Origin of the sequence: Neolewinella lacunae, assembly GCF_014349155.1 — a bacterium.
Classification (GTDB): Bacteria; Bacteroidota; Bacteroidia; order Chitinophagales; family Saprospiraceae; genus Neolewinella; species Neolewinella lacunae.
The window spans coordinates 53,586-77,366 of sequence record NZ_JACSIT010000091.1 but is presented as its reverse complement, the minus strand read 5'-3'; the positions used below and the strand labels follow the sequence as shown (position 1 = coordinate 77,366).

At 62.5% G+C, this 23,781-nt stretch carries 14 protein-coding genes; 10 read left to right on the top strand and 4 right to left on the bottom strand.

Annotated elements, in window-relative coordinates; translation table 11 throughout:
• Positions 1-19 precede the first annotated feature (19 nt).
• The 9 genes from H9S92_RS08240 (at position 20) to H9S92_RS08200 (ending at position 12,990) form a co-directional block, all read left to right on the top strand.
• Positions 20-844, top strand: a complete 825-nt coding sequence (locus tag H9S92_RS08240; protein ID WP_187466234.1) for a class I SAM-dependent methyltransferase — start codon at positions 20-22, stop codon at positions 842-844.
• A complete protein-coding gene (locus H9S92_RS08235) occupies positions 844-2,319 on the top strand; it encodes a glycosyltransferase family protein (protein ID WP_187466233.1) in 1,476 nt (491 codons plus the stop codon). The genes H9S92_RS08240 and H9S92_RS08235 overlap by 1 nt, the downstream gene beginning before the upstream one ends.
• Positions 2,312-2,983, top strand: coding sequence for an acyltransferase (locus tag H9S92_RS08230; RefSeq protein ID WP_187466232.1), 672 nt, complete (start codon positions 2,312-2,314; stop codon positions 2,981-2,983). Before H9S92_RS08235 ends, H9S92_RS08230 begins: the two co-directional genes overlap by 8 nt.
• Positions 2,983-3,993, top strand: coding sequence for a glycosyltransferase family protein (locus H9S92_RS08225; protein ID WP_187466231.1), 1,011 nt, complete (start codon positions 2,983-2,985; stop codon positions 3,991-3,993). The genes H9S92_RS08230 and H9S92_RS08225 overlap by 1 nt, the downstream gene beginning before the upstream one ends.
• Positions 3,990-5,105, top strand: coding sequence for an O-antigen ligase family protein (locus tag H9S92_RS08220; protein WP_187466230.1), 1,116 nt, complete (start codon positions 3,990-3,992; stop codon positions 5,103-5,105). The genes H9S92_RS08225 and H9S92_RS08220 overlap by 4 nt, the downstream gene beginning before the upstream one ends.
• A 312-nt stretch (positions 5,106-5,417) precedes the next feature.
• Entirely contained in the window at positions 5,418-6,512 is a 1,095-nt protein-coding gene (locus H9S92_RS08215) for a glycosyltransferase (protein WP_187466229.1), read from the top strand.
• 134 nt (positions 6,513-6,646) lie between these two features.
• Complete coding sequence (locus H9S92_RS08210; protein WP_187466228.1) at positions 6,647-10,216, top strand: choice-of-anchor Q domain-containing protein; 3,570 nt, start codon at positions 6,647-6,649, stop codon at positions 10,214-10,216.
• A gap of 222 nt (positions 10,217-10,438) precedes the next feature.
• Positions 10,439-11,917 carry a heparinase II/III family protein gene (locus H9S92_RS08205; protein ID WP_187466227.1) on the top strand — a complete coding sequence of 493 codons (1,479 nt, stop codon included), beginning with the start codon at positions 10,439-10,441 and terminating at the stop codon, positions 11,915-11,917.
• Positions 11,918-11,937: 20 nt separating this feature from the next.
• Positions 11,938-12,990: an NAD-dependent epimerase/dehydratase family protein gene (locus H9S92_RS08200; RefSeq protein WP_187466226.1), complete on the top strand. Its 1,053-nt coding sequence runs from the start codon at positions 11,938-11,940 to the stop codon at positions 12,988-12,990.
• A gap of 213 nt (positions 12,991-13,203) precedes the next feature.
• Here H9S92_RS08200 and H9S92_RS08195 read toward each other — a convergent pair whose 3' ends face one another.
• From H9S92_RS08195 to H9S92_RS08180, 4 genes are read right to left on the bottom strand one after another with little or no spacing between them, the layout of a single operon-like run.
• Complete coding sequence (locus tag H9S92_RS08195; RefSeq protein WP_187466225.1) at positions 13,204-13,971, bottom strand: 4'-phosphopantetheinyl transferase family protein; 768 nt, start codon at positions 13,969-13,971, stop codon at positions 13,204-13,206.
• Positions 13,938-17,999, bottom strand: a complete 4,062-nt coding sequence (locus tag H9S92_RS08190) for a non-ribosomal peptide synthetase (RefSeq protein WP_187466224.1) — start codon at positions 17,997-17,999, stop codon at positions 13,938-13,940. The genes H9S92_RS08195 and H9S92_RS08190 overlap by 34 nt, the downstream gene beginning before the upstream one ends.
• A gap of 23 nt (positions 18,000-18,022) precedes the next feature.
• Positions 18,023-19,243, bottom strand: coding sequence for a HupE/UreJ family protein (locus H9S92_RS08185; protein ID WP_187466223.1), 1,221 nt, complete (start codon positions 19,241-19,243; stop codon positions 18,023-18,025).
• 19 nt (positions 19,244-19,262) lie between these two features.
• On the bottom strand, positions 19,263-21,056 hold the full coding sequence (locus tag H9S92_RS08180; RefSeq protein ID WP_187466222.1) for an ABC transporter ATP-binding protein: 1,794 nt from the start codon (positions 21,054-21,056) through the stop codon (positions 19,263-19,265).
• Between the two features lie 445 nt (positions 21,057-21,501).
• On the opposite strand from H9S92_RS08180, the gene H9S92_RS08175 reads away from it, so the two are divergent.
• A complete protein-coding gene (locus tag H9S92_RS08175) occupies positions 21,502-23,745 on the top strand; it encodes a TonB-dependent receptor (protein WP_187466221.1) in 2,244 nt (747 codons plus the stop codon).
• The last annotated feature ends 36 nt before the right edge of the window (positions 23,746-23,781 follow it).

Genomic DNA, 23,781 nt, shown 5'->3' with positions numbered 1-23,781 from the left:
GCCTACCCCAGTCCCCACGATGCAAGACCTGTTTACTTCCCGCAGCACCGGCACCCCACTCGATTACCACACCTGGAACGCCCAGTACGGCATCAGCGACTGGTTTGGCATTGCCGTAGGGGAGGGTGCTGACCTAACGGAAAAGGCTAGTAAAGGCCTGCTTACTGCGGTAGACCCCGCCAACCGCGTCCCCTTTCCGGCGGAACTGGATGACCTCATCCGCCTGCACTTCCTGTGCCTCAACCGGCGGGTAACGACGGTGCTGGAATTCGGCGTTGGCAAAAGTACCCAGGTCTTCGCCCGTGCCCTGGCCCATAACGAGCGGGAACACGGCGCCTACGTGCAGCAACACCTGCGGCGGGCCCACCCCTTCCAGCTTTTTGCGGTCGACAACTTCCCCGACTGGGTGGAAGCCTGCCGCGCCGCGCTGCCCCCGGCGGAAGCCGGCCGTGTTCACTTCACCGTCACGGAGGTCGAAATGACCACCTTCAACGACCGCATCTGCACGGCCTACCGCAGCCTACCCAACGTCTGTCCTGACCTGATCTACATCGACGGACCCAGCCAGTTTGGGGTGGTGGGCGACGTGCGGGGCATCACCACCGCCACCACCGACCGCCTGCCGATGGCCGCTGACGTGCTGATGCTCGAACCTTTCCTCCTGCCCGGCACACTGATCCTCCTCGACGGGCGGACGGCCAACGCCCGCTTCCTCAAAAACAATTTCCAGCGCGAATGGAGCTACCGGGAATTTCCCGACCTGGAACTCCACGCCTTCGAACTCACCGAAGCGCCCCTGGGCCGCATCAACCGCGCTCAACTGGATTACTGCCTGGGCTACTGATGAACGCATTGCCCACCGACCTCGACCTCTGCTACGTCGCCACCCACGGATTTGCCGTGCGGATGGTTTTCCAAACGGGATTGCTCGGCCAACTCGCCGCCCGGGGCCTGCGCGTGGGCGTGATCGTCCCCGACGCCCAAGACCAGAACCTGGTGGAACTGTGCCGCCGCGACGGGGTCGTCCCCATCGCCTATCCCTGTTCGCCCGCGCCGGCGGCCCGTTGGCTCAAGAGCCTGCGCAAGTACGTGGTGGAAGACATCCGCCGCAACCCCTGCCTCTGGGATAAACACCAAGAAGTACTGGCCGCCAACGCCCGCCGTCCGCACAAAAAAATGGCGGCCACCCTGGGCCTCCTCATCAATGACGTGGTGGAGCAACTGCCCATCCTGCGCCGCTGGTTCCTGGCCGCCGAGCAGCGTCTTTTGTTGCGTTCGGAGGTGGTCGCTTTCCTGCGGCAGCTGGGCGTGCGAACGCTGGTGGCCACCTACCCCGTGGCGGCGCCGGAGCCGGAGTTGCTGCTGGCCGCCCGCGCCCTGGGCCTGCAAACGGTCTTGCACTTGCTGAGCTGGGACAACATCACGGCCAAGGGACATTTTCAGGCGCTGGCCGACCACTACCTCACCTGGGGGCCGACGATGGAGGAAGAATTGCAACAATTTTACGGCGTTGCGCCCGACCGCATGACGCGCTGCGGCGTGCCGCATTTCGACCTCTACTTCCAGCCACCCACGCCCGTGGAAAGTCCGTTGCTTCAGCAGTTGGCTGGCGGGCGTCCCTACCTCTTCTTTGCCATGTCGGCCGCCCGCTACGCGCCGGGCGAAACAGCCATTTTGGCCCAGCTCTGCGAGGCTACGGTGCCGGGGGGCGCCTTGGCTGGCGTGCGCATCGTCGCCCGCCCCCATCCCTCGGCCCTGGCGGGCGTCATGCGCGATACCGCCACCCTGGACGCCCTGCGGCGGCTCGAAAACACCCACGGCCTCCTCGTCAGCCTGCCCCAAATGGTGGCCGGCAGCCGGATGAACTGGAGCGTGCAAGACAGTGATATGCACGAGCTGGTGGGCCTGCTGCGCGGCGCGGCCGTCGTACTCAACAGCGGTTCTACCGTGGCCGTGGAGGCCCTCGCGCTGGGCCGTCCGGTGGTCATCACGTCCTACGATGGTCCCGAAAATCGCCCCTATGCACAGTCGGCCCGTCGCCTGCGCGATTACCCCCACCTGGCCAAACTCATCGGCGATGGCGGCGGCGCGGTCGTCGAAAGCCACACCGCATTGCTGGCCCAGATTACCACCCTGCTGGCCGCGCCCGAGACGGGTGCCGAAGCCCGCGCCCACGCCCTTTTCCGGCAAATTGGGGACCAGGATGGCAAGGCCACCGAGCGCGTGGTCGCGGCCTTGGTACGGGCGCTGCCGCAGGTGCCAGGAACGGGACAAGGAGCGAGGGAAGTCCCCCCACCAACCCCGTCTGCCCGTGCGTAAATTCCGCAACATCCTCCGGCAGCGCGGCCTCCGTTTCGTGCTTCGCCTGGCGACGGCCCGCGTACTGACGCTGTTTCACACCCTGGTCCTACGGTTCTTTTACCCCGTACGCGGCCAAGGCTACCGGGTCCAGGGCCCCATCCGGATGCGGAAAGACCGGCACTCCCTCATCCACCTCCAAGGGTGTACGCTGGAGCGAAAGGCCCGCCTCGAAGCCCAGACCTGGACGCCGCAGGACGCCCCCGGCACCATCGACATCGGCCCCGCCAGCGTCGTCAAAACCGAGGCCCTCGTTTCGGCCATCAACGCCCGTTGCCGGATCGGGGCCCGCTGCGCCGTCGGCAGCCGCTCCGAACTGCGCGCCATCGGGGCCGACATCGACATTGGCGACGACGTAAGAATTGCCGCCGAGGTGGTCATCATGACCCGCGACCACGCCTTCGGGGACCCCGACCTGCCCCTGCTCGACCAAGGCTTCGTCCACCGGCCCATCAGCATTGGTAAGCTCTGTTGGATCGGGCGGCGGGCCATCCTCCTGCCCGGGGTGACGCTGGGCCGCAACGTCATTGTTGCGGCTGGCGCTGTCGTCACCAAAGACGTAGCCGACTACGCCATCGTCGGCGGCATTCCCGCGCGGGTCATTGGCGACGCAAGGAAGTCGTGATGGAAAGCAATACCCTTCGCCTGGCCATCCTGATCCTCAACTTCCGGGGGGTGGACGATACGCTGGACTGCCTGGCCAGCCTGCGCGCCGCCCAGCTCGACGGTGCCCACCTCTGGCTGCTGGACAACGGTAGCGCGGACGACTCCGCCAATCGCCTCCAAAGCTGGAACGACCGCGAGCAATTCTTCCCCCACACCATCCATCTCAGCGCCGCTGGCCACCCGACGGAAGGGTCCCCCGGCACGGGCCACCACCTGCTGTTCAGTCCCGTCAACCTCGGCTTCGCCGCGGGCAACAACCTGCTGACCCGCCTGGCCATGGACCAAGGCTACGAAGAAGTGCTGCTGTTGAACAACGATACGACGGTGGCACCGGATTTTCTGCGCTGGCTCCGGGCCGCCCGGGAGGTCCACCCCACGGCGGTACTCATCCCCCAGATCCGGCTTTACGCTGAACCCGGGCGGGTGTGGAACTGCGGCGGTGCTTTGCGCTGGCCGGGCCGCAAAAAATACCACTTCGCCAATGCGCCGGTGGACCGCCTGCCGGCGGCGGATTACCTGCCCGTTAGCTTCGTCACGGGCTGTGCCCTGCTCTTCCGCCCCCAGCGGACGGGCCTGCTGACGGAGCGTTTCTTTTTTGGGGAGGAAGACGTGGAATTCAGCTGGCGGCTCCGCACAAACGGGATGGTGGCCGTCTGTTGCCTCCGCGCGGTGGTGTACCACAAAGTCGGGCAGAGCCTGGCCACCAATGCGCGCAAGAGCGAAGTGTTCACCCTTCGCCGGCTGGTCAACCTCAAGACGGCCCGGGGTGGCCTGACTGCCGCCTGTGGTTTTGCCTTTCACCTGGCCAACCTCGTCCGGATCCTGATGATGCACTACCGCCTGGGGCCTGGGCAAGCGCTGGCTTCCGCAGCCTGGATTGGCCGCGCCGCCCTCCGCCTGGATACGGTGGGCAAAGCCTGGTGCGTTGATTACGTCCTGGGGCTGGTGCCCAAAGACCGTTTGCCATGAAAGCACTTCTTGCGGCCACCTTCTTTGCCATGGCCCTCACGCACCTGGTGGATTTAAACATTTACCGTTACCTGCCCATCCTCGGCCTGATCTTGCTGATTGTGGCCGCCGGACGCCGCATTTTTACGGTCAAACGCAGCTGGTACTGGGTGGGTGGGATGATGGTCATTGTGGGCTCGGCCATCCCGAGCGTCCTGTACGGCAACGGGCAGTCGCTGCTGTACGTCGTTTTTGCCGTGCTCAACTTTTTCCTCTACCCCCTCTACGAAAAGATTGAACTGACTGAGGCCCACCTGGCCATCATTTTCGGGGGCTTGTGCGTGAGCATCATCCCCTTCGGCTTCAGCAACCGGATTGACTCCATCTACGGGAACCCCAACAACTACAGTGCGGTGGTCTTTTCCACCCTGTACTTCGGGATGCTGCTTTTTCGCGACCGTTGGCGCCTACAGGTGCTGGTGCTGTTGGTGCTGGGCTTGTTTCTGTTCTGGGGGGAAAGCCGCTCCATCTTCGGCGCGCTGATCATTTTTGTGCTGCTCTATTTTGGGCAGCGCTTCGTCTTCAGAACTACCCTGCGCAGCCTTCTCGTACTGGGCTTCGGGGTGGCCTGCTTAGCGTACTACACCCTGATTACCAACGACCAGTTTAAGCTGCTGGAAACCATTCAGCAAACGACCTACACTTCCAAGCGGGAGCGGGGCCTGGCCCACCGGGATGAGCTGTTTTTTTACTCGCTGGAGTTGATTGACGAGCAGCCCCAGGGGGTGGGCCTGGGCATGTCTACCGAGGCCCTGGAGGATTATTACGGAGAGGAAATCAGTCCGCACAACACCTACCTGAAAGTCTTGGTCGAAGGCGGCTGGGTGGCCCTGGCGGGTTTTTTGGTGCTGATGCTGGGTTTTTTCTGGACCAGCAGCTCTCCCTTGGCCAGTGCCTTTCTTTTTGCCTTACTGATACGGGGCTTTTTTGAATCCTCGACTCCCTTCACCATCAGCCTGATTTCGGGGATGTTGATCATTCCCATGTTCCTCAACGAAAACTCGGTGGGGCAAAAACTGCGTATGGTAGGGAAGGCCAAAGGAAGTACGCTGACGGTTCACCCTTTGCAATAATCACTACTGATTGGTCTTCAACGGCCGCTAGAAGGCAGTTCGGTAGTATAGTAGTTTTGTAGTTCGGTAGCACGGTAGTGGGGCATCGTCTACTACCGAACTACAAAACTACCGAACTAAAAACCATTGCGATCCCACCATCTGAAAGTCAGCGAATATCCACGTTTCATACCCCCCGACCTCGCATTAAATTACGGCGCTTGGCGTGGACTTCCCCTGCTCCTTCAACTTTCTCCCCCCTTCGGGGGGTCGGGGGGGAGCACCTGCGGCCGCGCCCAGCATGAGATACTGCGAAGCAAAAAAGATGAACCAATGAAGCACAGCATAGTCCTGATTTCGATTTTTCGCGAGAGCCTCATCGGCGGCGTGGCGGTGCACAGCAGCAACCTCTACGAGCGCCTGCGGGAGGCGGGGCTGCCGGTGGAGCGCATTGATTTTGCCTTCATTTTCCAGCGCCCGACGGTGCTTTCCCGTGCCTGGATCATGTTCAAGATCGGCTTCCGGCTGCTACGTTTGCGGCTGGCGGGGGCCCGGGTGTTTCACTTTCACGCCAGCAATCGGGCGCTGGTGTTTTACCTGTTTGCCCCGCTGCTGAAACTGCTGGGTGGCAAGGTGCTGCTTTCGTTGCATTCCGGCTACGGCTACGACCGCTGGCTGGAGGAGCACCCCAGCTACGACCGCCTCAATACGCTGTTTTTCCGCTGGCTGGACCGCCTGGTGTTTATGAACCCCGAGGAGTGTGCGCGCATCCGGCGGCGCTATCCGTGGCTGGGCGCGCGGGTGGTGACGGTAAACCCCTACCTCGCCCCGCCGGCGAAGCGGCTGCCCCCGCTGCCGCCTTCCGCTGCCGACCGCAGCCGGATGCGTGTGGCCACCATTGGCGTCTGGGAACAACGTTATAATGTGGAGGAGGCCGTGCGCGCCGCCCTCAACTTCCACGCCGCCACCGGCGTGGCCACCACTTTGACCATCCTCCAATCCACCATCCGCTGCGAACCGGATTACCAACGGCGGGTGTTGGCCGAGATTTCCGCAGCGCGGGAGCACATCGAAGTGCTGGTTTTGGAAGACCGCACCGATGTGTTGGAGGTGCTGGCCGCGCAGGATGTTTTCATCCGGCCCTCCCTGCTCGATAGCTACGGCCTTTGCGTGGCGGAAAGCTTACTGGTGGGGACGCCCGCCATTGCCACCGACGTCTGCCGGCGGTGCAGCGCCGCCCTCCTCTACCGGAAGGGCGACGACGCGGCCCTGCTGCAACACCTGCTCGACGTCTGGCAACGTGGCCCCGGCCCGCGCCACAGCCTATTGGCCGATGCCGAAGACAGTTTCAACGCCTACCTCCGCGAGTACCGGCAATTGGCTGGCGAAGCGGACGCAACCCTGGCCTCAGATGTAAGCATTACTTAGCATAAAGTGCGGGGAAAATAAAAAGTGGAAAAATTTCCTTTTGTTAAAATCCAATTCCCCCTTTGGTTTCGTAGGTGATTAGGCGGCAGGAATCCATTCTGCTGGTGTAATCTAAATCATCAAACCAAAAACACATGTTAAACCTGTACTTACGTAGGCTAACGCTTACCGCCGTCTTCGGCATCTTTTCCCTCCCCTTACTTTTTGCGGCCACGATTGTGGTGACCTCGACGGCCGACGCTGGCCCGGGCTCGCTGCGTGATGCGGTGGGCAGCGCCGTTGCTGGCGACGTCATTCGCTTTGGCTCCGCTACCCTGCGTGAGCCAATCGTGCTGAGCAGTGAAATCCTGATCGATAAGCCCCTGACCCTGCGGGGCAACGGTATGGGCAATACGATCATCGACGGCGGCGGTACCACGCGGGCTTTCCGTATCTCCGGCGCGGGCAACGTCTACATCGGCATCCTGACCATCCGCAACTGTGCTACGGCCGTAAGCGGCGGAGCCATTCAAAACATGGACGGTATTCTTTTCCTGGACGGAATGGAAATCACCACTTCCACTGCGGCGGGAGCTGCGGCGACGGAAGGCGGTGGGGCGGTCCACAACATGGGCAACCTGCAAGGCAACCTCGTGCGCTTCATTGACAACAGTGCCACCGGTGCTGCGGGCAACGGAGGGGCGATTTTGAACTCCCCAGGCGGCACATTCAACATTACTGGCGGTCGTTTCTCCGGCAATACGGCCTCTCGTGCGGGCGGTGCGATTGAAGACAATTCAGGCAGCGGAACCTCCCGCCTGGTCAACTGTACGATGCTCGAAAACAGCACGGGCCCTAACCCCGGCAACGGCGGTGGGGTCCACATCACCGGCGGAGCCAACCTGGTGGTCATCGGCGGATCTTACACGAACAACACGGCCGCCCGCGAAGGCGGCGCGCTCTGGAACGGCTCCGGCATTATGCACGTCATCAATGCTTTTGTCGACAACAACGAAGCCAATGGCCCGGCTGCCGACGACGGTGGCGGCGGCATCTTCAACAACGGAGGTACCCTCAACATCCGTCCCGGTACCGTAGTATCCAACAACCGCGCCCTCGGCACGGCGGGCTCCGGTGGCGGCGTATTCAATGCCCCGGGCGGTCGCATGCAAGTCATTGACGCTACGATCAAGAACAACTCGGCCAACCGTGCTGGCGGTGGCATCGAAGACATTGGCGGTGCCAACGGCCTTTTCGTCGTTACCAACTCGGCCATCGACTCCAACGAAGTATTCACCTCCCCCGGCAACGGCGGCGGCATCCACATCGGCGGCAGCGGCAATCTGAGCATCACCGGCGGAACGGTCAACGGTAACAAAGCGGGCGCGGAAGGCGGCGGCATCTGGGTCGACCGGGGCCTCCTGGAAATTGAAGGCGTTACCATCAGTGGTAACGAAGCTTCCGGTAACGCCGCTAACCAGGGCGGCGGTGGCCTCTACAACAACGAAGGCGGCGGTCGCATCGTCATCCGCGCCGGAACGGTCATTACCGACAACCACGCCACGGGTACGCTCGGCAGCGGCGGCGGTATTTTGGTCGACGAAGACAGCGGCCTGACCATCACCGGAGCCAGCATCATGCGCAACACGGCCAACCGGGCCGGCGGCGGCATTGAAGACGTCTCTGGCGACTCCCTCGTCACCGTCCTCACCAGCACCCGCGTAGACTCCAACGAAGTGTTCAACTCCCCCGGCAACGGCGGCGGCATCCACGTAGGGGGCAACGGTAGTGTCAACTTCGTCAGTGGCACCGTCAATGGCAACATCGCAGGCTCCGAAGGCGGCGGCATCTGGATCGCCACCGGAACCCTGACCCTGGGCGGCTCCGTCGTCATCGACGGCAACACCGCCGAAGGCAATGACGCCGACCAAGGCGGCGGCGGCCTCTACAGCAATGGCGGCGGCACCATGGTACTTACCCCCGGGGTAACGATCACCAACAATTCGGCCACCGGTACTTCCGGCAGCGGTGGTGGCATCCTCAACCACGGCGGTGCTACCCTGCAAATCGATAGCGCCATCATCATGGGCAACACGGCCAACCGCGCTGGCGGTGGTATTGAGGACATCTCCGGCGACAGTTCCGAGGTGATGATCATCAACGCCATTCTCTCCAATAACGAAGTTTTCAACGCACCCGGTAACGGCGGTGGCCTTCACGTGGGCGGCAACGGCAGTGTTACGATCCGCGGTGGACAGGTAAACGAAAACCGCGCCGGACAGGAAGGCGGCGGCCTCTGGAACAACGTCGGTACCATGCGCGTCATCGGCGTAGAAGTGGACGGCAACATCGCCCTCGGCGTTAAGGCCGACGACGGTGGAGGCGGACTGTTCAACAACGGCGGCACCATGATTTTGGAAGACGTTGAAGTCACCAACAACGCAGCAACCGGCACGGCGGGCAGCGGTGGTGGCCTCTTCAGTACGGCCGGAGCAGTGACCGTCACTGGTGGCAACTTCTTCGGCAACTCTTCCAACCGCGCCGGTGGTGCGGTCGAGCAAGTTGACGGCAGCTACACCTCCATCGACGTCACCTACCGCAGCAATGTTACTGGACGCGCGCCCGGCAACGGTGGAGCCTTCCACGTAACGGGTACCAGCAGCACCTCCAGCTTCACCGGTGGCATGGTTATGGACAACTTTGCTGGCAACGAAGGCGCTGGCCTCTGGAACCAGAGTGGAATGGCCACGATGACGGTAGAAAACGTCTCCATCTTCAACAACACCGTCAATGGCACGGCTCCTGGCGACGCTGGTGGTGGAATCTTTAACAACGGCGGTATCGTCAACGTCACGGGCTCTACCATCGCCTTCAATACGGTGGCCGCTGAGGCAACGGCGGGTGCCGGTATCTTTAACCGTTCCGGCGGTGTCTTTACCCTGACGGCTTCCACGGTGTCTTCCAACATGACGGGCGGTGCCGGTGGAGGTATTACCAACGACGGTACGATGAGCATCGTCAACAGCACCATCACGCAGAACACGGCAGCGGCCGGCGGCGGTATTGCCCAAGCCTTTGAAGACGCCAGCCTGGACATCACCGGAACGATCGTGGCCGATAACTTCGCGGGCATCGCCCCCGATTTTGTCACGGCCGCAGCAGCGGTAAACTCCGGCGGCTACAACCTGATTGGTGATGACATCGCCAACGAATTCCCCGCCGTTGGAACCGACATCGAGGGCGGCAACGCCAACCTCGGGCCCCTGGCCAACAACGGCGGCACGACCCTGACCCACGCGCCTACCTGCCCCAGCGACGCCGTAGGCAATGGCAACCCCGCCGACGCATCGCCCGACCAAGCTGGCCAGTCTCCCGACGGCACGCGCGACATCGGGGCGATCGAGCTCATCGGCGGCTGCAGCAACTTCACCGACGGCCTGGAGCAACCCGAAGGCCTGGCCCTGGCCAACAACCTGCACGCCAGCGTACAGCTTTTTCCCAACCCCACGGCACTGGCCATGGTCAACATCAGCATCCCCGCCGAACTCGAAGGTGAGGTCGTCCTGCGCGTCTTCGACGCCAACGGACGGGTACGCGGTGAGCGCCGTACCCAGGCGGGCAGCGTATTCCAACTTCCCCTCGAAGACCTCCCCAACGGCACCTACTCCGTTCAGGTCATCAGCGGCGAAACTTCCAGCACCCACCGCCTGCTTATCGTGCGCTAAACCACGTTAGAAGCCCGAATAAATTCGATATTTGTCGCCCCCCTCCCCTCGCGGGATTGGGGCGACAGTATTTTCTGGCCCGACCCATCCGCAAATTTTTCCGCCATCCACTCCCTCCTCCGCTACTGGCACACGCTGCGTCACCTCCGCGCCCGGCAACTCGTCTTCCAGGCCTGGTACCGCCTTTCTGGCCGATTGCTGGAAAATGGGGCGCGGACGCAGGTGCTCCCCCCCGCCCCCCCGAAGGGGGGAGTAAAGACCCAGGAGCAGGGGACGCTGCCCAGTCTCTCCGCAGCATCCGAAGCCACCCTGCCCCCCACGCTCGAAGGGGCTGCCCACTTCCGCTTCCTGCACCAGGCCAAAGACTTTGGCCAGCCGGATGCCATTGACTGGAACTACCCCGCTTTCGGCAAACTCTGGACCTACCACCTCAACTACTTCGAGTACCTGCGGCAGCCCGGCCTGGACCCCGCCCTGGGCTACGCACTGGTGGAAGCCTGGATGGCGGCGGAGGCGACCCACCGCGATGGCTGGGAGCCTTATCCCATCAGCCTCCGCCTGGTCAATTGGCTCCACTTTTACGGCCGGCAGGGCCACCGGTGTTTGCCTCCTTCGGTACACACCTCGGTCGCCCGGCAGTACTTCACCCTGCTGCGTAAGGTGGAGTACCACCTGGGCGGTAATCATTTGCTGGAGAATGCCCTGGCCCTCAGCCTTACTTCCCGCTACCTCAACGACGGTCCCGGCCGCCAGCGGGCCGATAACCTGCTGCGGGCCGAACTGCGCGAACAGTACTACCCCGATGGCGGCCACTACGAACTGAGCGTGATGTACCACCTGATTTTGCTCTGGCGGCAGCTGGACGTCTACGCCTTCCTTCCCCCCGGCGATCAACTGCGGGTCACCCTGCACACTACCTTGGAGAAGCAACTGGCGTGGCTGCTGGCCATGCTCAGCCCCAGTGCTCACTACCCCCACTTTAACGACAGCAGCCCGGGTGTGGCCCCGCCGCCCCAACAAGTGCTGGCCTACGCCCGCCAACTCGGCTTTTCCCCGGCGGCGGGCATCCTCAAAGACAGTGGCTACCGCCGCTGGCGCACGGACCGCCTCGACGTCTGGATTGACGCTGCCGCCATCGGTCCCGATCACCAACCGGGCCACGCCCACGCCGATAACCTGACTTTTGTGGTGCACCTCGATGGCCAGCCCGTCATCGTCGACGCCGGCAGCGGGACCTACGAAAAAGACGCCCGCCGCGCCTGGGAGCGCTCCACCGCCGCCCACAATACGGTGGTGGTGGATGGTAAGAACTCCTCCGACGTCTGGGGGGGCTTCCGCGTTGGGCGGCGGGCCCGCACCACGCTCGTGGCTGAGTCTATGGACACCCTCAGCGCCCGCCACGGTGGCTACCCGGGCCACCACCGTCGCACCTTTCAACTCGTGGAGGGCGGGCTGCAAATCCACGACGAGCTCCGCCCCCGTACCTCTGCCACGGCCTACCTGCACTTTCAGGCGGGGCTGGCGGTGGAACTCCGGCCGGGGAATGCCCTGGTGGGCGGACTTAGTCTCCACTGGCCCGCTAACCCGGCCCGGCTGACGGATTACCAACAAGCGCTGAGCTGGAACCGTTGGCAAGCCGCCCAGTGCCTGGAAATCGATTTTACGGGTAGCCTGACCCTCAACATTCACCCCACGACCTAAATTTTTTACCTCCCGTTCCCATGCAAAAATTACTAGTCACCGGTTCCTCCGGCCTCATCGGTTCCGAAGTCGTTCGTCATTTTCACGCCTTGGGCTGGCGCGTGTACGGGGTGGACAACAACATGCGGGCCGATTTTTTTGGTCCCCGGGGCGATACCCGCTGGAACCAGGGGCAACTGCTGGCGGAATGCCCCAATTTCTCCCACATCGAGCTGGACATCCGCGACCGGGCGGGGGTACTCGCGCTTTTTGCGGAGTTGCGGCCTACCCACGTGGCGCACACGGCCGCGCAGCCTTCCCACGATTTGGCGGCTTCGCGGCCATTCGACGATTTTGACGTCAACGCCGGCGGAACCCTTAACCTGCTGGAGGCCACCCGCCAGTACTGCCCCGAAGCACCCTTCGTCCACCTGAGCACCAATAAAGTCTACGGCGATGCGCCCAACCGGCTGGACTTGGTGGAACTACCCACCCGCTGGGATTACGCCAGCCCCGAGTACCAGGCGGGCATCCGCGAGACCTTCACCATCGACCAGTCGAAACATTCGCTCTTTGGTGCCTCAAAGGTGGCGGCCGACGTTATGGTCCAGGAATACGGTCGCTATTTCGGCATGCCCACCTGCGCGCTGCGGGGCGGCTGTCTGACGGGGCCAAATCACTCGGGGGTGGAACTGCACGGCTTCCTGAGCTACCTCATCCGCGTCAACGTAACCGGCGGCACCTACACCGTTTTCGGTTACCAGGGCAAGCAGGTGCGCGACAATATCCACTCCTACGACGTGGCCCGCTTCATCGAGGAATTCTTCGCCGCCCCCCGCAGTGGCGAGGTCTACAATATCGGCGGCGGCCGCGCCAACTCCACCTCCATCCTGGAGGCCTTCGACCGCGTGGCGGGCATCACCGGCAAAGCCATGAACTACACCTACACCGAAGAAAACCGCCAGGGCGACCACATCTGCTACATCTCTGACCTGAGTAAAATGCGGGCCCACTACCCCAACTGGAACATCACGAAGCCCCTCCAGACGGTGTTTGAGGAGATCGTCGAAAGCTGGGAAAGGCGTAAGGAATAAAGGGGGAAGGGAATAAGGGGGGAAAGGAATAAAGGGGGGAAAGGAATAAGGGAATAAGGGGGGAAGGGAGTAAAGGGGGGAAGGGGGAAAAGGAGGTGACTCGTCCTGGATTAGGTTGACAGTTAAAAATCCCCGGCCGGCGGGTAGTTGACATAATTTGGTGTCAACCAATTTCAGGACGAGTCAGCAGGATGGCTAGTAAATCTCAGGTTTTTACCCAAAATCAAAAAAGCGGATGTCTTTCAAGGGGCCAGCGATGACCAGGGCGGCGGGCAGTTGTTCCGTGACCATGAAGGAGGCCAAGGACCATGTTTCGGCGCTGGCCGGGTCCCACTTGATGCTTTCGATGCGGAGGGGTGCGGCCAGGTCGGCGGGCACCGTAAACTGGTCGAGGGGAAGGGTGAGGCCCTCCCCGTGGGCTTTGAGGAAGGCTTCCTTGCGCGTCCAGGTCCGGTAAAAGGTGGCCCGGCGTTCTTCGGCGTTTTCCAGTTCCAAGACCCGCAGGCGCTCGGTGGGGGAGAAAACCCGGTGGGAAAATTGGTCGGTATCCACGTCCAACGCGATGGATTCCAGGTCAATGCCAACGGTTGTTGCCCCCGTAAAGGCGAACAAGCCGTAGCCACCGCCGTGGGAGAGGTTAAAGGCCAGCTCGGGATGGTCGGCCAGGTAGGGCTTGCCGTAGGGGTTGGTGCGGAAAACGAGGTCTTCCGCCCGTTGCCCGAGGTAGCCCGCCAGCAAACGCCGCAGGATGCCGCGGGTACGAACGTAGGCATAGCGGTCCGCCGGAAAATAAAAGCGCTCGGCCCGCTCCCGTTCTCCGGCCGACAGCAAGGGATAGGCACTCTCCGCCGACTCCGGCGTCCCGGGCAGGGGCGTCCGCCAGACCTCGACGATCCCCGGCGCGGGCCAGGCACGCTCGGGCGACCCGATGGCCCAGGGCGTAGCGGCTAGCGAACGGTGGTAGTGGCTTCCTGCAGACATGCTTCGATGATTGTAGCTAAGCCACCAACGTAGGGCTCGGCAAAAAGATCGCCGTGGGTGCCGGGGGTGACGCGGACGTCCAACCCACCCCCCGCCAAACGCCCCAGTTGGTCGAGGTGAAATTGCTTGCCCGGGTCGCCAGCAAACTGGGTGCTGCGGATGAGGGTCAGGCGTTGCTCCACCGGCCGCCAATCGTAATCGGAATAGAGGCGGAACAGGCCATTGACCGTCTGCCGCAGCACCTTGCCCTGCGCGTCTTCCAGTGGGATGCCCAGCGCCTGCCGGGTGTAAAACCAGTAGCGGTAGATGGTGCGGCGCAGTTGTTTCCAGTTCCGCTCCCGCAAAATGCGCACGGCGGTGTAGAGCGGGGAAAAACGCACCCGCTGGATGGCCTCCAGGCGGGTGGGGCCGGAGTCGATGAAAAAGAGGCTGCCTATCGTTTCGCCCGCCGCCGTGAGCTGGTGGGCCAGCTCCAGGACTACCGCGTTGCTGAAGCAGGTGCCGAGGAGGTGGTAGGGGCCCGTGGGCTGTACCTTACGCATTTCCGCCAGGTAATCCGCCGCCATTTCTGCGATGCTGCCGGGGAGCGTCTCCTCGCCCGCCAGGGTGCGGGGCTGGATGGCGTACACGGGCCGGCCGGGCGGCAAATGCTGGGCCAGGGGCTGGTAGAAAAAAACGTGGCCACCACCGGCGTGGATGCAGAAAAGGGGGCCGCCCTCGCCGCCTACGCGCAGGGGGACAACCGTGCTGGCCTCCGCACTGCCAGCGGCCAAGACCGAAGCCGCCTCGTCGAGCACGGCGGCCAGCTCCCGTACCGTCTGGTAAGTGAAAATATGGTGCGGAGCCAGGTGGAGGCCCTGCTTGCTCGCCAGGGCAATGATGCGGATGCTCCGGATGGAATCACCGCCGCTGCTGAAGTAGTTGTCGTCCAGCCCCACCGCGCCCCTTTGGAGGACTTTTTCCCAGATGGCGGCCAGGGCTTGTTCGGTTGGCGTCGTCGGTAGGGCTGTGGGGCTGGGGCCCCTGTGGTTCAGCGGCTGCGGTGCGGGGAGGGCCGCGGTGGCAACTTTGCCATTGGGCAGGCGGGGCAATTCGGGCAGCGCCACCCAGACGGCGGGGACCATGTAGGCAGGCAGTACCCGGCTGAGGGCGCTGCGCAGGGCCGTTTCGGTCGTTTCCGTCCGGAGGGTGTAGTAAACGACGAGCTGGGGGCCCGCTGGGGAATGATCGACGGTAGTGACGGCCTCCCGCACGGCGGGCAGGGCTTCGAGTTGGCGGCTGATTTCCTCCAGCTCCACGCGAAAACCCCGGATTTTGACCTGCTGGTCGGCCCGCCCCAAAAAGTCGATCTGCCCCGTGGGCCGGTAGCGGACGAGGTCCCCCGTCCGGTAGAGCCTCGCTCGTTCAACGTTCGTGGCACCTGCGGCCGCGCCCACCTTAGCGCCAGCGAGGCCCAAAGTCGCGGCGGGAAGCTCCGGAAACCGCTCCGCCGTAAGTTCCGGCCGTTGCCAGTAACCCGGGCTCAGGCCCGGCCCGCCGATGTAAAGTTCGCCCGCCACCCCCACCGGTACGGGCTGCAAATGCGCGTCAAGCACGTAATGTTTGACGTTCGCGATGGGCCTGCCAATGGGCACCACGCCCGCCAGGTCGCTGGCTTCGATGCGGTGGGCGGTACTCCAGACCGTGCCTTCGGTGGGGCCGTATTCATTGACGAGTTCCACCCCCGGCAAGTGCGCAAAATGGGCGGCTATCTGGGCGGCGTGGCAGGCCTCCCCGGCCACCATCACGGTGCGTAAACTCGCCAGGGCTTCGGCGTCGCTAAACTCGAGCAGCAGCTGGTAAAGCGACGGCAAGAGGAGGGTGTGGGAAATGCTGTGGCGGCGGATGAGGCCAGCTAATCCGCCGAGGTCTTGCTCGCTCCGGGGTGGGGGTAAGACGAGCTTGCCCCCTTGGCAGAGCGTCCAGAAAATACCCGCGACCGAACTATCGAAGGCGAAGGAAGACAGCAGCAGAAAGGCCGTGGGCTGGTGCTGGAAGTAACCGAACCGCGCCGCGGTGGAGTACAGCAGGTTGCCGTGGGTGATGGCGACGCCCTTGGCCTGGCCCGTGCTGCCGGAGGTGTAGATGAGGTAGGCCAGGTCGGTAGCCGCAGGTAGGGAATCCAGCGTAGCGGCCGGGCCGTTGGCACCGGGAATGTCGAGCAATTGCAGGGTGGCAACGGGGAATTTTTCGCGGGATTCGGGGAGCAGGACGACCGTCCGGATGCCCGCATCGGCCACTACGTAGGCGGTGCGGGCCTCGGGGTACTCGGGGTCGAGGGGCACGTAGGCCGCCCCCGCCCGGAGGATGCCGAGAAGGCCCACGATGGTCGCCACGTGGCGGTCGGCGTAGAGCCCCACCAGGTCGCCCGGGCGCGTTCCGGCGCTGCGGAGGTCGCTGGCCAGGCGGTCGGCCCGGTGCAGCAAATCGCCGTAGGTGAGGGTGTGCTTGGCGTCGGCAACCGCGCAGGCTTCCGGGTTGCGGCGGGCGGCGGCGACGATGAGTTCCACCACGGTACGGGCGGCGGGCGCGGGCCTTGCCGTGGCGTTCCACTCCACCAGCATCCGGTGCTTTTCGGCGGGCGGCAGCAGATCCAGGTGGGTCAGGCGCTCCGTGGGATTGGCCACTACGGCGGCAGCCAACTGGGCGGTGGATTCCAGCATCCGGCGGGCGGTGGCGGGCTCGAACAGGTCGGTGGCGTACTCCAGGGCCAGGCTGAAGTGGCTGCCGCGATCGGTGGCAAAGAGGGTCTGGTCGAACTTGGCCACGCCCAGGTCGAGCATCGCATCGTCTACCGTCAGCCCCGCGGGCAAGACCGCCGCCGGGGCCTCGGTGTTGAACACAAACATATTCTGGAATAGCGGGTTGGCCCCGGGCACGCGGGCGGGCTGGAGGTGCTGCACCAAGCGGTCGAAGGGCACATCTTTGTGCTCCAGCGCAGCTTCCACCTGGCTTTTTACCCGGTCGAGGAGCCCGCGAAAGGATTCGTTGGGGTCAGGAAATTGGCTGCGCAGTACCATCGTTTCGTTGAGGAAACCGATCATGTTTTCCAGCTCCGTCCGGTCGCGAATGCTGATCGGCGTGCCCACCGTGAGGTCTTTTTGGGCGCTAAAACGCAGGTGCAAGGTTTGGTAGACGGCAAGGAGGACCACGTTGGCCGTAGTACCCGCCGCCCGGGCCAGGTCTTTGAGGCCAGCCGAGACGTCTTCGCTCAAATCCAGGGAGATGGTTGCCCCGGCGTAGGAGGCATCGCCCCGCCGTGGACGGTCGAAAGGCAGCGCCGACTGCGGCAAGTCGCCCGCCAGCTGTTCAGCCCAGTAGGCCAGGCTGGCTTCGGCCTCCGGACGTTGGTTGCGCCAGTGGGCAAAGTCGGGAAACTGCAGGGCCAGCTCCGGCAGCGTAGGTGACTCTCCGTTGCTCAGGGCGGTGTAGCTGCGGTAGACTTCGTCGTTGAGGACCAGCAAGGAAGCGCGGTCGCCGATGATGTGGTGGATGCTCACGATGAGCCAGTGTTCCTCCGGCCCGAGGCGGAGCAGCGTCGCCCGCAGCAGAGGGTCTTTGGCCAGGTCGAAGGTCTTCCGTACCGCGCGGTCGGCGTGCTCCCGGGCCAGGGTCTCGGGGACAGGTGCGGCGCTCAGGTCGGCGCGCTCCAGGGAGAAGTCGGCCGTGGGGCGTACGACGAGCAGCAGGTCCTCCCCCTCGCGGCGGTAGTTGCTGCGCAGGATTTCGTGGCGGTCGATGACCAGGCGGAAACAGGCCTCCAGCCGGTCGGCGTCCAGGGGGCCCCGGAAGTGGTAGCGGTGGCCGTACTGGTAAAAAGCATTGTCGGGATACAGCTCCTGCAGCAACCACAGCCGGGCCTGGCCGCTGGTGGGATGGACTACGCTCTCCGCCGGCCGCTGCGGAATGGACCGATCGAGCGGCTTGGCCCGGTTACGCCACTGGCGCAGCAGGTCAGACTGAGAAAGAGGCGGCCGGGCTGAAGACATAGGAAAAGTCGTTAGACACGCACTTAGGAAATGCCAAAGATATTTTTGAACAGGTCAAAAAACTTGAAGTTGAAATCGAAGGCCCGCTCGATCACCCAGTGCAGCGCCATGAGGATGAGGAAGACCGACCCCCAGAGGACAAAGTGGGGGTAGAAGCGGGTTTTCCGGATCAGGAAGAGGATGGGGAAGATCATGCAGACAATGAGCACCTGTCCAATTTCTACCCCGATGTTGAAGCCCAGCAGGGAATAGGCCATGTAATCGCCGCTCAAGCCCTTTTCCCCCAGCACACTGGCGAAGCCGAAGCCGTGGAACAAGCCAAAAATGAAGGTGATCACCCACTCCCGCGCCCGGAAAATGGGGACGATGTTGTGGAAAGCCGCCACGGCGATGGAAAAGGCAATGATGCTTTCCACCAGGCGGGAATTGAGCGTGACGATGTCCAACGACGCCAGCGCCAGCGTGATGGAGTGGGCGATGGTGAAGGACGTGACGATCTTGAGGATGTACAGGAACGCCGATTTGAAGTCTTGCACCGGGACCCACTCCCAGTTTTTGCCTTTTGCCATAGGAATTGCCCGGGGCCGCCGGCGCACGACGGAAGGCAGGATGAGGGCTACGAGGAAAAGGATGTGGTCCAGCCCGATCCAGATGTGCCACATGCCGAGTTTTACCAGGGCGGTGAAACCTTGCCAAACGGAGCCGTTCGTGAGGTCCAGCGTTTGCCGCGTGGTGTTTTTATCGAAGATGGCCGAGAGTTTGGCGTAGTTGTTCAGCACCCCCGCCTTCCAGTTGTGCTCTTGGATGAGGCCGCCGCTGTGGTTGGGGGAAACATCGAACAGCAGGTTGTAGGTGATGTCCAAGGAATCGGGAATGCTGGTAAGCGCACCCAGCGTGAAGCCGATGCGGACGAAGTCTTCCTCTTCTTCCAGGTTGACGACCTCAAAGTCGGTAAAGGTGATCGTATACGGGACGTTTCCGGTAAAGCTGGAGCGGCGCTGGATGTAAGCCCGCAGTGGCTCCAGGTAGGGCTCGAAGGCCGCTGCGGTCATGGGCCGTGTTAGTTGGGACCCGACGGCGCGGTTGATGTCGGAAAGCGAAATCTCGTAGCGTCCCTTGATGTTGTCCTGGTAAATGCTGAGGTAGAGGTAGCTCTGGTCTGGGGCGTGGGCGTGGGCGCTCGGCGGGAAAAGGAAGAGCATGCTGAACAGCAGGGGCAGCAGTTGATGGGTAGAAAATCGCATAGTGGGGAATTAACTGGACTCAGTAGGCCTGGGCCATGTTTTTGAAAAGGTCGTTGTGGGTGAGCAGTTCTTCGTAGGTTCCGGAGGCTACGAGCCGGCCCTCGTCGAGCAAAAAGATGCGGTCGGCGTAGCGGACGGTAGACAGGCGGTGGGCGATCAGGATGGTGGTAATGCCCTCGGGCAGTCCCTGGAGCGCATGGATGATGCCGCGTTCGGTGACGTTATCGAGCGCGCTGGTGGCTTCGTCCAGAATCAGGACCGAGGGCCGGTGGTAAAAGGCGCGGGCCAGGCCGAGGCGCTGCCGCTGCCCACCGCTGAGTCGGACGCCTTTTTCGCCGATCTGGGTTGCGTAGCCGGCGGGCAGTTCTTCCTGGATGAAGCGGTGAATGTCGGCCAGCTGCGTTGCCTCATCCAGCCGGCGTCGCTCGTCGGACACGCCCCCCTCCCGCAGGGTGATGTTGCGGGCAACGGAGTCGTCGAAGAGAAAAACGTCTTGTGGCACGTAAGCTACGCTGCTGCGCCAGGCCGCCAGCTGTTCGGCGGATAGCGCCCGGCCGTCAATGCAAACGCTGCCCCGGCTGGGGTGCAGGAGGCCCACGATGAGGTCCACCAAGGTCGTTTTGCCCGATCCGGTGGTGCCCACGAAGGCCACGGTTTCGCCCCGGCGGATGGTCAGGTTGATGTCTCGTAAGGTCGCCTGTTCGTTGCCCTCGTAGCTGAAGCCGACCTGGTGCAGCGTGATGGCTTCGCGCAGGGGCAGGGCCTCGCCGGGGGGCTGTAGGGCCGCTTCCTGCGGCAGGTGATCGGCGTAAAGGGCGGCGTAGAGCTTATCGATGACGGGGTAGTTGTGGACAAACTTTCCCACCGCCGCGAAGGCCGATTGCAGCGCGGGCAATAAGCGGTAACCCGCCACGGCGTAGAGGCTCAACTTAGGGAACAGTTTGGCGATGTTGCCCTCGGTAAGGTACAGGTAGATGGTAATGCCCACGATGGCCCCGAAGGCCAGCACTTCCAGGATGTAGCGGGGGGAGGCGACAATTACATTGTACTTCGGCTGGATGTCGCAAAAATCCAGGGAGGCCGCCTCGTAGCGGTCGGCGAAAAAAGCCTGGCGGTTGAAGACTTGCACTGTCTTGATGCCGGCAAACATCTCCTGCAGGTTTTTATAGCGTTTGATGACCAGGGCCATGCGCAACTCCCCGATGCGGCGCAGGTAGCTGCGTTGGGCGAAGTAAATGACCAGGTAGGCCGCCCCCAAGAAGCCAAACATCACCAGGGCGATGAAGGGATCTACCCACACCAGGAGACCGAAAATGATCAGCGAGACGAGGCCCCGGGAGAAGATCTCGATGAGGGGCAAAACCACCCCGTTGGTAAAGTTGGTGGTTTCTCCGATGACGTTGGCCGTAAACTCCGTCGTATTCCGCCGCAGGAAATACTCGTAGGGCCGCCCCAGGTAGGTCTGGAGCAGGCGCATGCTCACGTGGTGGGCCACACTCCAGGAGATGCGGAATTGCAGCCAGGTCTTGAACACTGAGAAGGCATTGGTCAGGAGCAGCAAGACGATGACGGCCACCCCGGCCCAGATGAGCATCTGCCGCTGGCTGCTGAAGTGGAGCCAGTGGTAGATGTTGTAGAGCACCCGGTGCCGGTCTACAATGCCGGGGTCGGCCACCAGTTTGATGAAGGGTAAAATAGACACCACGCCCACCACCTCCAGCAGGCCCATCACAAAGATCACCAGGGCCAGCCAGGCAAACTTTTTTCGCTCCGCCAGCGAGAGAATGGCCACTACTTTTTTTAGTTCGTGCATACTTTGTGCGTCATCTGGACCCTCATGTGTTGCCTAAGGATCGGTCCAGCCAATTTGTTGTGGCTGCCCATCCCTGCGCTGCATTCGCCCCCCACCTACGCAAGGCCCGGTCTTTTTGGTTTGGGAAGCCTTCGGTAAAAGTAAGCGCTTGGCCGGACTTCGCTCCGTCCGCGCACCTGCGTCTTCTGGCCGCACCGCGCGAATTTTTTCACTTTTTGAAGTCCGTATCCCTCCGGGGCCCAAATCCATTCGCAACTTTGTCACGTATTTTGCCAATTCCGGATGGTAGCCACGGAACCAAAAAGCATCTTTTAAAATTACTGCCCCGTAGGGTCCGCAGCCTACCGTTCGCTGATCGATTAAAGGTCATTACAGCGTACCGGAGGAATCCAGATCGGTACTTCTCCAGTGAAGCACCATAACACTCACTTTAAATATCAGCTATATGGAACAGTTTTTACTCCGCCACCGGGTGTTGAGTTTCTTTTTTTTGCTGGCCTGCGTGGCCACGCCCGGCGTCGTGCCGGGGCAAAATGTCCAGGGACGCGTTCAGTCTGAAGCCGGTACTCCGCTGCTGGGGGCTTACGTTTCTTTGGCCGGAAGTGACACCCATACCCACTCCGACGAATTTGGCAACTTTCTCATCCGCGGCGTCAATACCGGCGATACGCTGCTGACGACCTACCTGGGCTTCAAGCCCGCGCGGGTGATTGTCCGGGATCCCGAGGCCCGCCTGAAGATCGTCCTGGAAGAATCCTACTACGACCTCGGCGAGATCGTTGTGAAAAACAACAGCCGGGAGTTCAACCTCGTCTCGGCCATTGACGTCGAGATCGACCCCGTCAAGTCGAGCCAGGAAATCCTCCGCAAAGTTCCCGGGCTGTTCATCGGCCAGCACGCCGGAGGGGGCAAGGCCGAACAGTTGTTTCTGCGCGGCTTTGACATCGACCACGGAACGGACATCGCCATCGCGGTAGACGGTATGCCCGTTAATATGGTCTCCCACGCCCACGGGCAGGGCTACGCCGATTTGCACTTCCTCATCCCCGAAACGGTGGATAAGATCGACTTTGGCAAAGGGCCCTACTACGCCGATGTAGGCAACTTCAACACCGCCGGCTACGTCAATTTCCAAACCAAAGACCGCCTGGAATCCTCACAGATCGGTTTGGAAGTGGGCAATTTCAATACCTTCCGCACCCTGGGTATGGTCTCGCTGCTCGATACGGCCAACCGCCACGCTTACGTTGCTGCCGAGTACCTCCATTCCGACGGCCCCTTTGAGTCGTCGCAGAATTTCTACCGCAACAACCTGATGGCGAAGTACTCAGGGGTGCTGGATAATGGCCTGCAATTTTCCCTCCTGGCTTCGCACTTCGAGAGTGAGTGGGACGCCTCTGGGCAGATCCCCGAACGCGCCGTTGCCGACGGCACCATCACCCGCTTTGGGGCCATCGACGATACGGAGGGTGGCAACACCAGCCGCACCAACGTCGCCCTCGAACTCAGCCGCCTCATGCCGAAGAACTCCTTCGTAAAGGCCAACATGTACTACTCGCTGTACGATTTTGAGCTCTTCTCCAACTTCACATTCTTCCTCGAAGACCCCGTCAACGGCGACCAGATCCGCCAGGTGGAAGACCGCCGCTTGTTCGGCTTCGAAAGCAGCTACAATAAAGTGGCTTACCTCGGCGACGTCAGCGCACTGTTCCGCATCGGGGCGGGCCTGCGTGCCGACCGCAGCGAAGGCAACTCCCTGAGCCGTACCCTCAACCGCACCGAAACGCTGGAAATCATCCAGCAGGGGGACGTCGATGAGCGCAACCTCTACGCCTTCGCCGATGCGGAATTTGACGTGGGCAACTTCGTCTTCCGCCCCGGCCTCCGCTACGACTACTTCCAGTACAACTACCTCAACGACCTGACGCCCCTCTACGATCCGCTGGGCCAGACGAGAGGCAAGGTGACGCCCAAGTTCAGCGCCATCTACAACGCCAGCAACGACGTGCAGCTCTTCTTCAAAACTGGCATTGGATTCCACTCCAACGACACCCGCGTGGTGCTGGAGCAAGACAACCGCGAGATCCTCCCCTCCGCCTACGGGGCCGACCTGGGGGCCATCTTCAAGCCCCTGCCCCGCATGGTCGCCAACGTGGCGCTGTGGTACTTGAAACTCGACCAGGAATTTGTGTACGTCGGCGACGCCGGCATCGTGGAACCCAGTGGCGAAACCCGCCGCTACGGCATCGACGTAGGCCTGCGCTACCAGGCGGCCGACTGGCTCTACGCCACGGTCGATTATACCTACACCCGCGCCCGCAGCCTCGAAGCGGCGGAGGGCGAAGACCTCATCCCCCTGGCCCCAATTTCCACCCTCGTAGGTGCCCTCAACGCCATTCAGGGAGACTTCACCGGCGGCATCCGCCTGCGCTACCTCGGCGACCGACCCGCCAACGAAGACAACAGCATTGTAGCCAAGGGGTACACCGTGGTGGACTTCAACGCCAACTACAACTTCCGCCCTTTCACCCTCGGCCTGACGATTGACAACCTCCTCGACGTAGACTGGAACGAAACCCAGTTCGCCACCGAGTCGCGGCTGCGCAACGAACTCAACAGCGTCGAAGAGATTCACTTCACCCCCGGCACCCCTTTCCAGATTCGTGGCGTCCTGCGCTATACTTTCTAGATGAATTTCCGGGAAGGCGGAGGCTTAGCGCCGCTG

Excerpts from the sequence above, each read along its gene's own strand:
- H9S92_RS08240 (WP_187466234.1), top strand. The coding sequence starts at position 20 with ATGCAAGACCTGTTTACTTCCCGCAGCACCGGCACCCCACTCGATTAC.
- H9S92_RS08235 (WP_187466233.1), top strand. The coding sequence starts at position 844 with ATGAACGCATTGCCCACCGACCTCGACCTCTGCTACGTCGCCACCCAC.
- H9S92_RS08225 (WP_187466231.1), top strand. The coding sequence starts at position 2,983 with ATGGAAAGCAATACCCTTCGCCTGGCCATCCTGATCCTCAACTTCCGG.
- H9S92_RS08220 (WP_187466230.1), top strand. The coding sequence starts at position 3,990 with ATGAAAGCACTTCTTGCGGCCACCTTCTTTGCCATGGCCCTCACGCAC.
- H9S92_RS08215 (WP_187466229.1), top strand. The coding sequence starts at position 5,418 with ATGAAGCACAGCATAGTCCTGATTTCGATTTTTCGCGAGAGCCTCATC.
- H9S92_RS08210 (WP_187466228.1), top strand. The coding sequence starts at position 6,647 with ATGTTAAACCTGTACTTACGTAGGCTAACGCTTACCGCCGTCTTCGGC.
- H9S92_RS08200 (WP_187466226.1), top strand. The coding sequence starts at position 11,938 with ATGCAAAAATTACTAGTCACCGGTTCCTCCGGCCTCATCGGTTCCGAA.
- H9S92_RS08195 (WP_187466225.1), bottom strand. The coding sequence starts at position 13,971 with ATGTCTGCAGGAAGCCACTACCACCGTTCGCTAGCCGCTACGCCCTGG.
- H9S92_RS08190 (WP_187466224.1), bottom strand. The coding sequence starts at position 17,999 with ATGTCTTCAGCCCGGCCGCCTCTTTCTCAGTCTGACCTGCTGCGCCAG.
- H9S92_RS08185 (WP_187466223.1), bottom strand. The coding sequence starts at position 19,243 with ATGCGATTTTCTACCCATCAACTGCTGCCCCTGCTGTTCAGCATGCTC.
- H9S92_RS08180 (WP_187466222.1), bottom strand. The coding sequence starts at position 21,056 with ATGCACGAACTAAAAAAAGTAGTGGCCATTCTCTCGCTGGCGGAGCGA.
- H9S92_RS08175 (WP_187466221.1), top strand. The coding sequence starts at position 21,502 with ATGGAACAGTTTTTACTCCGCCACCGGGTGTTGAGTTTCTTTTTTTTG.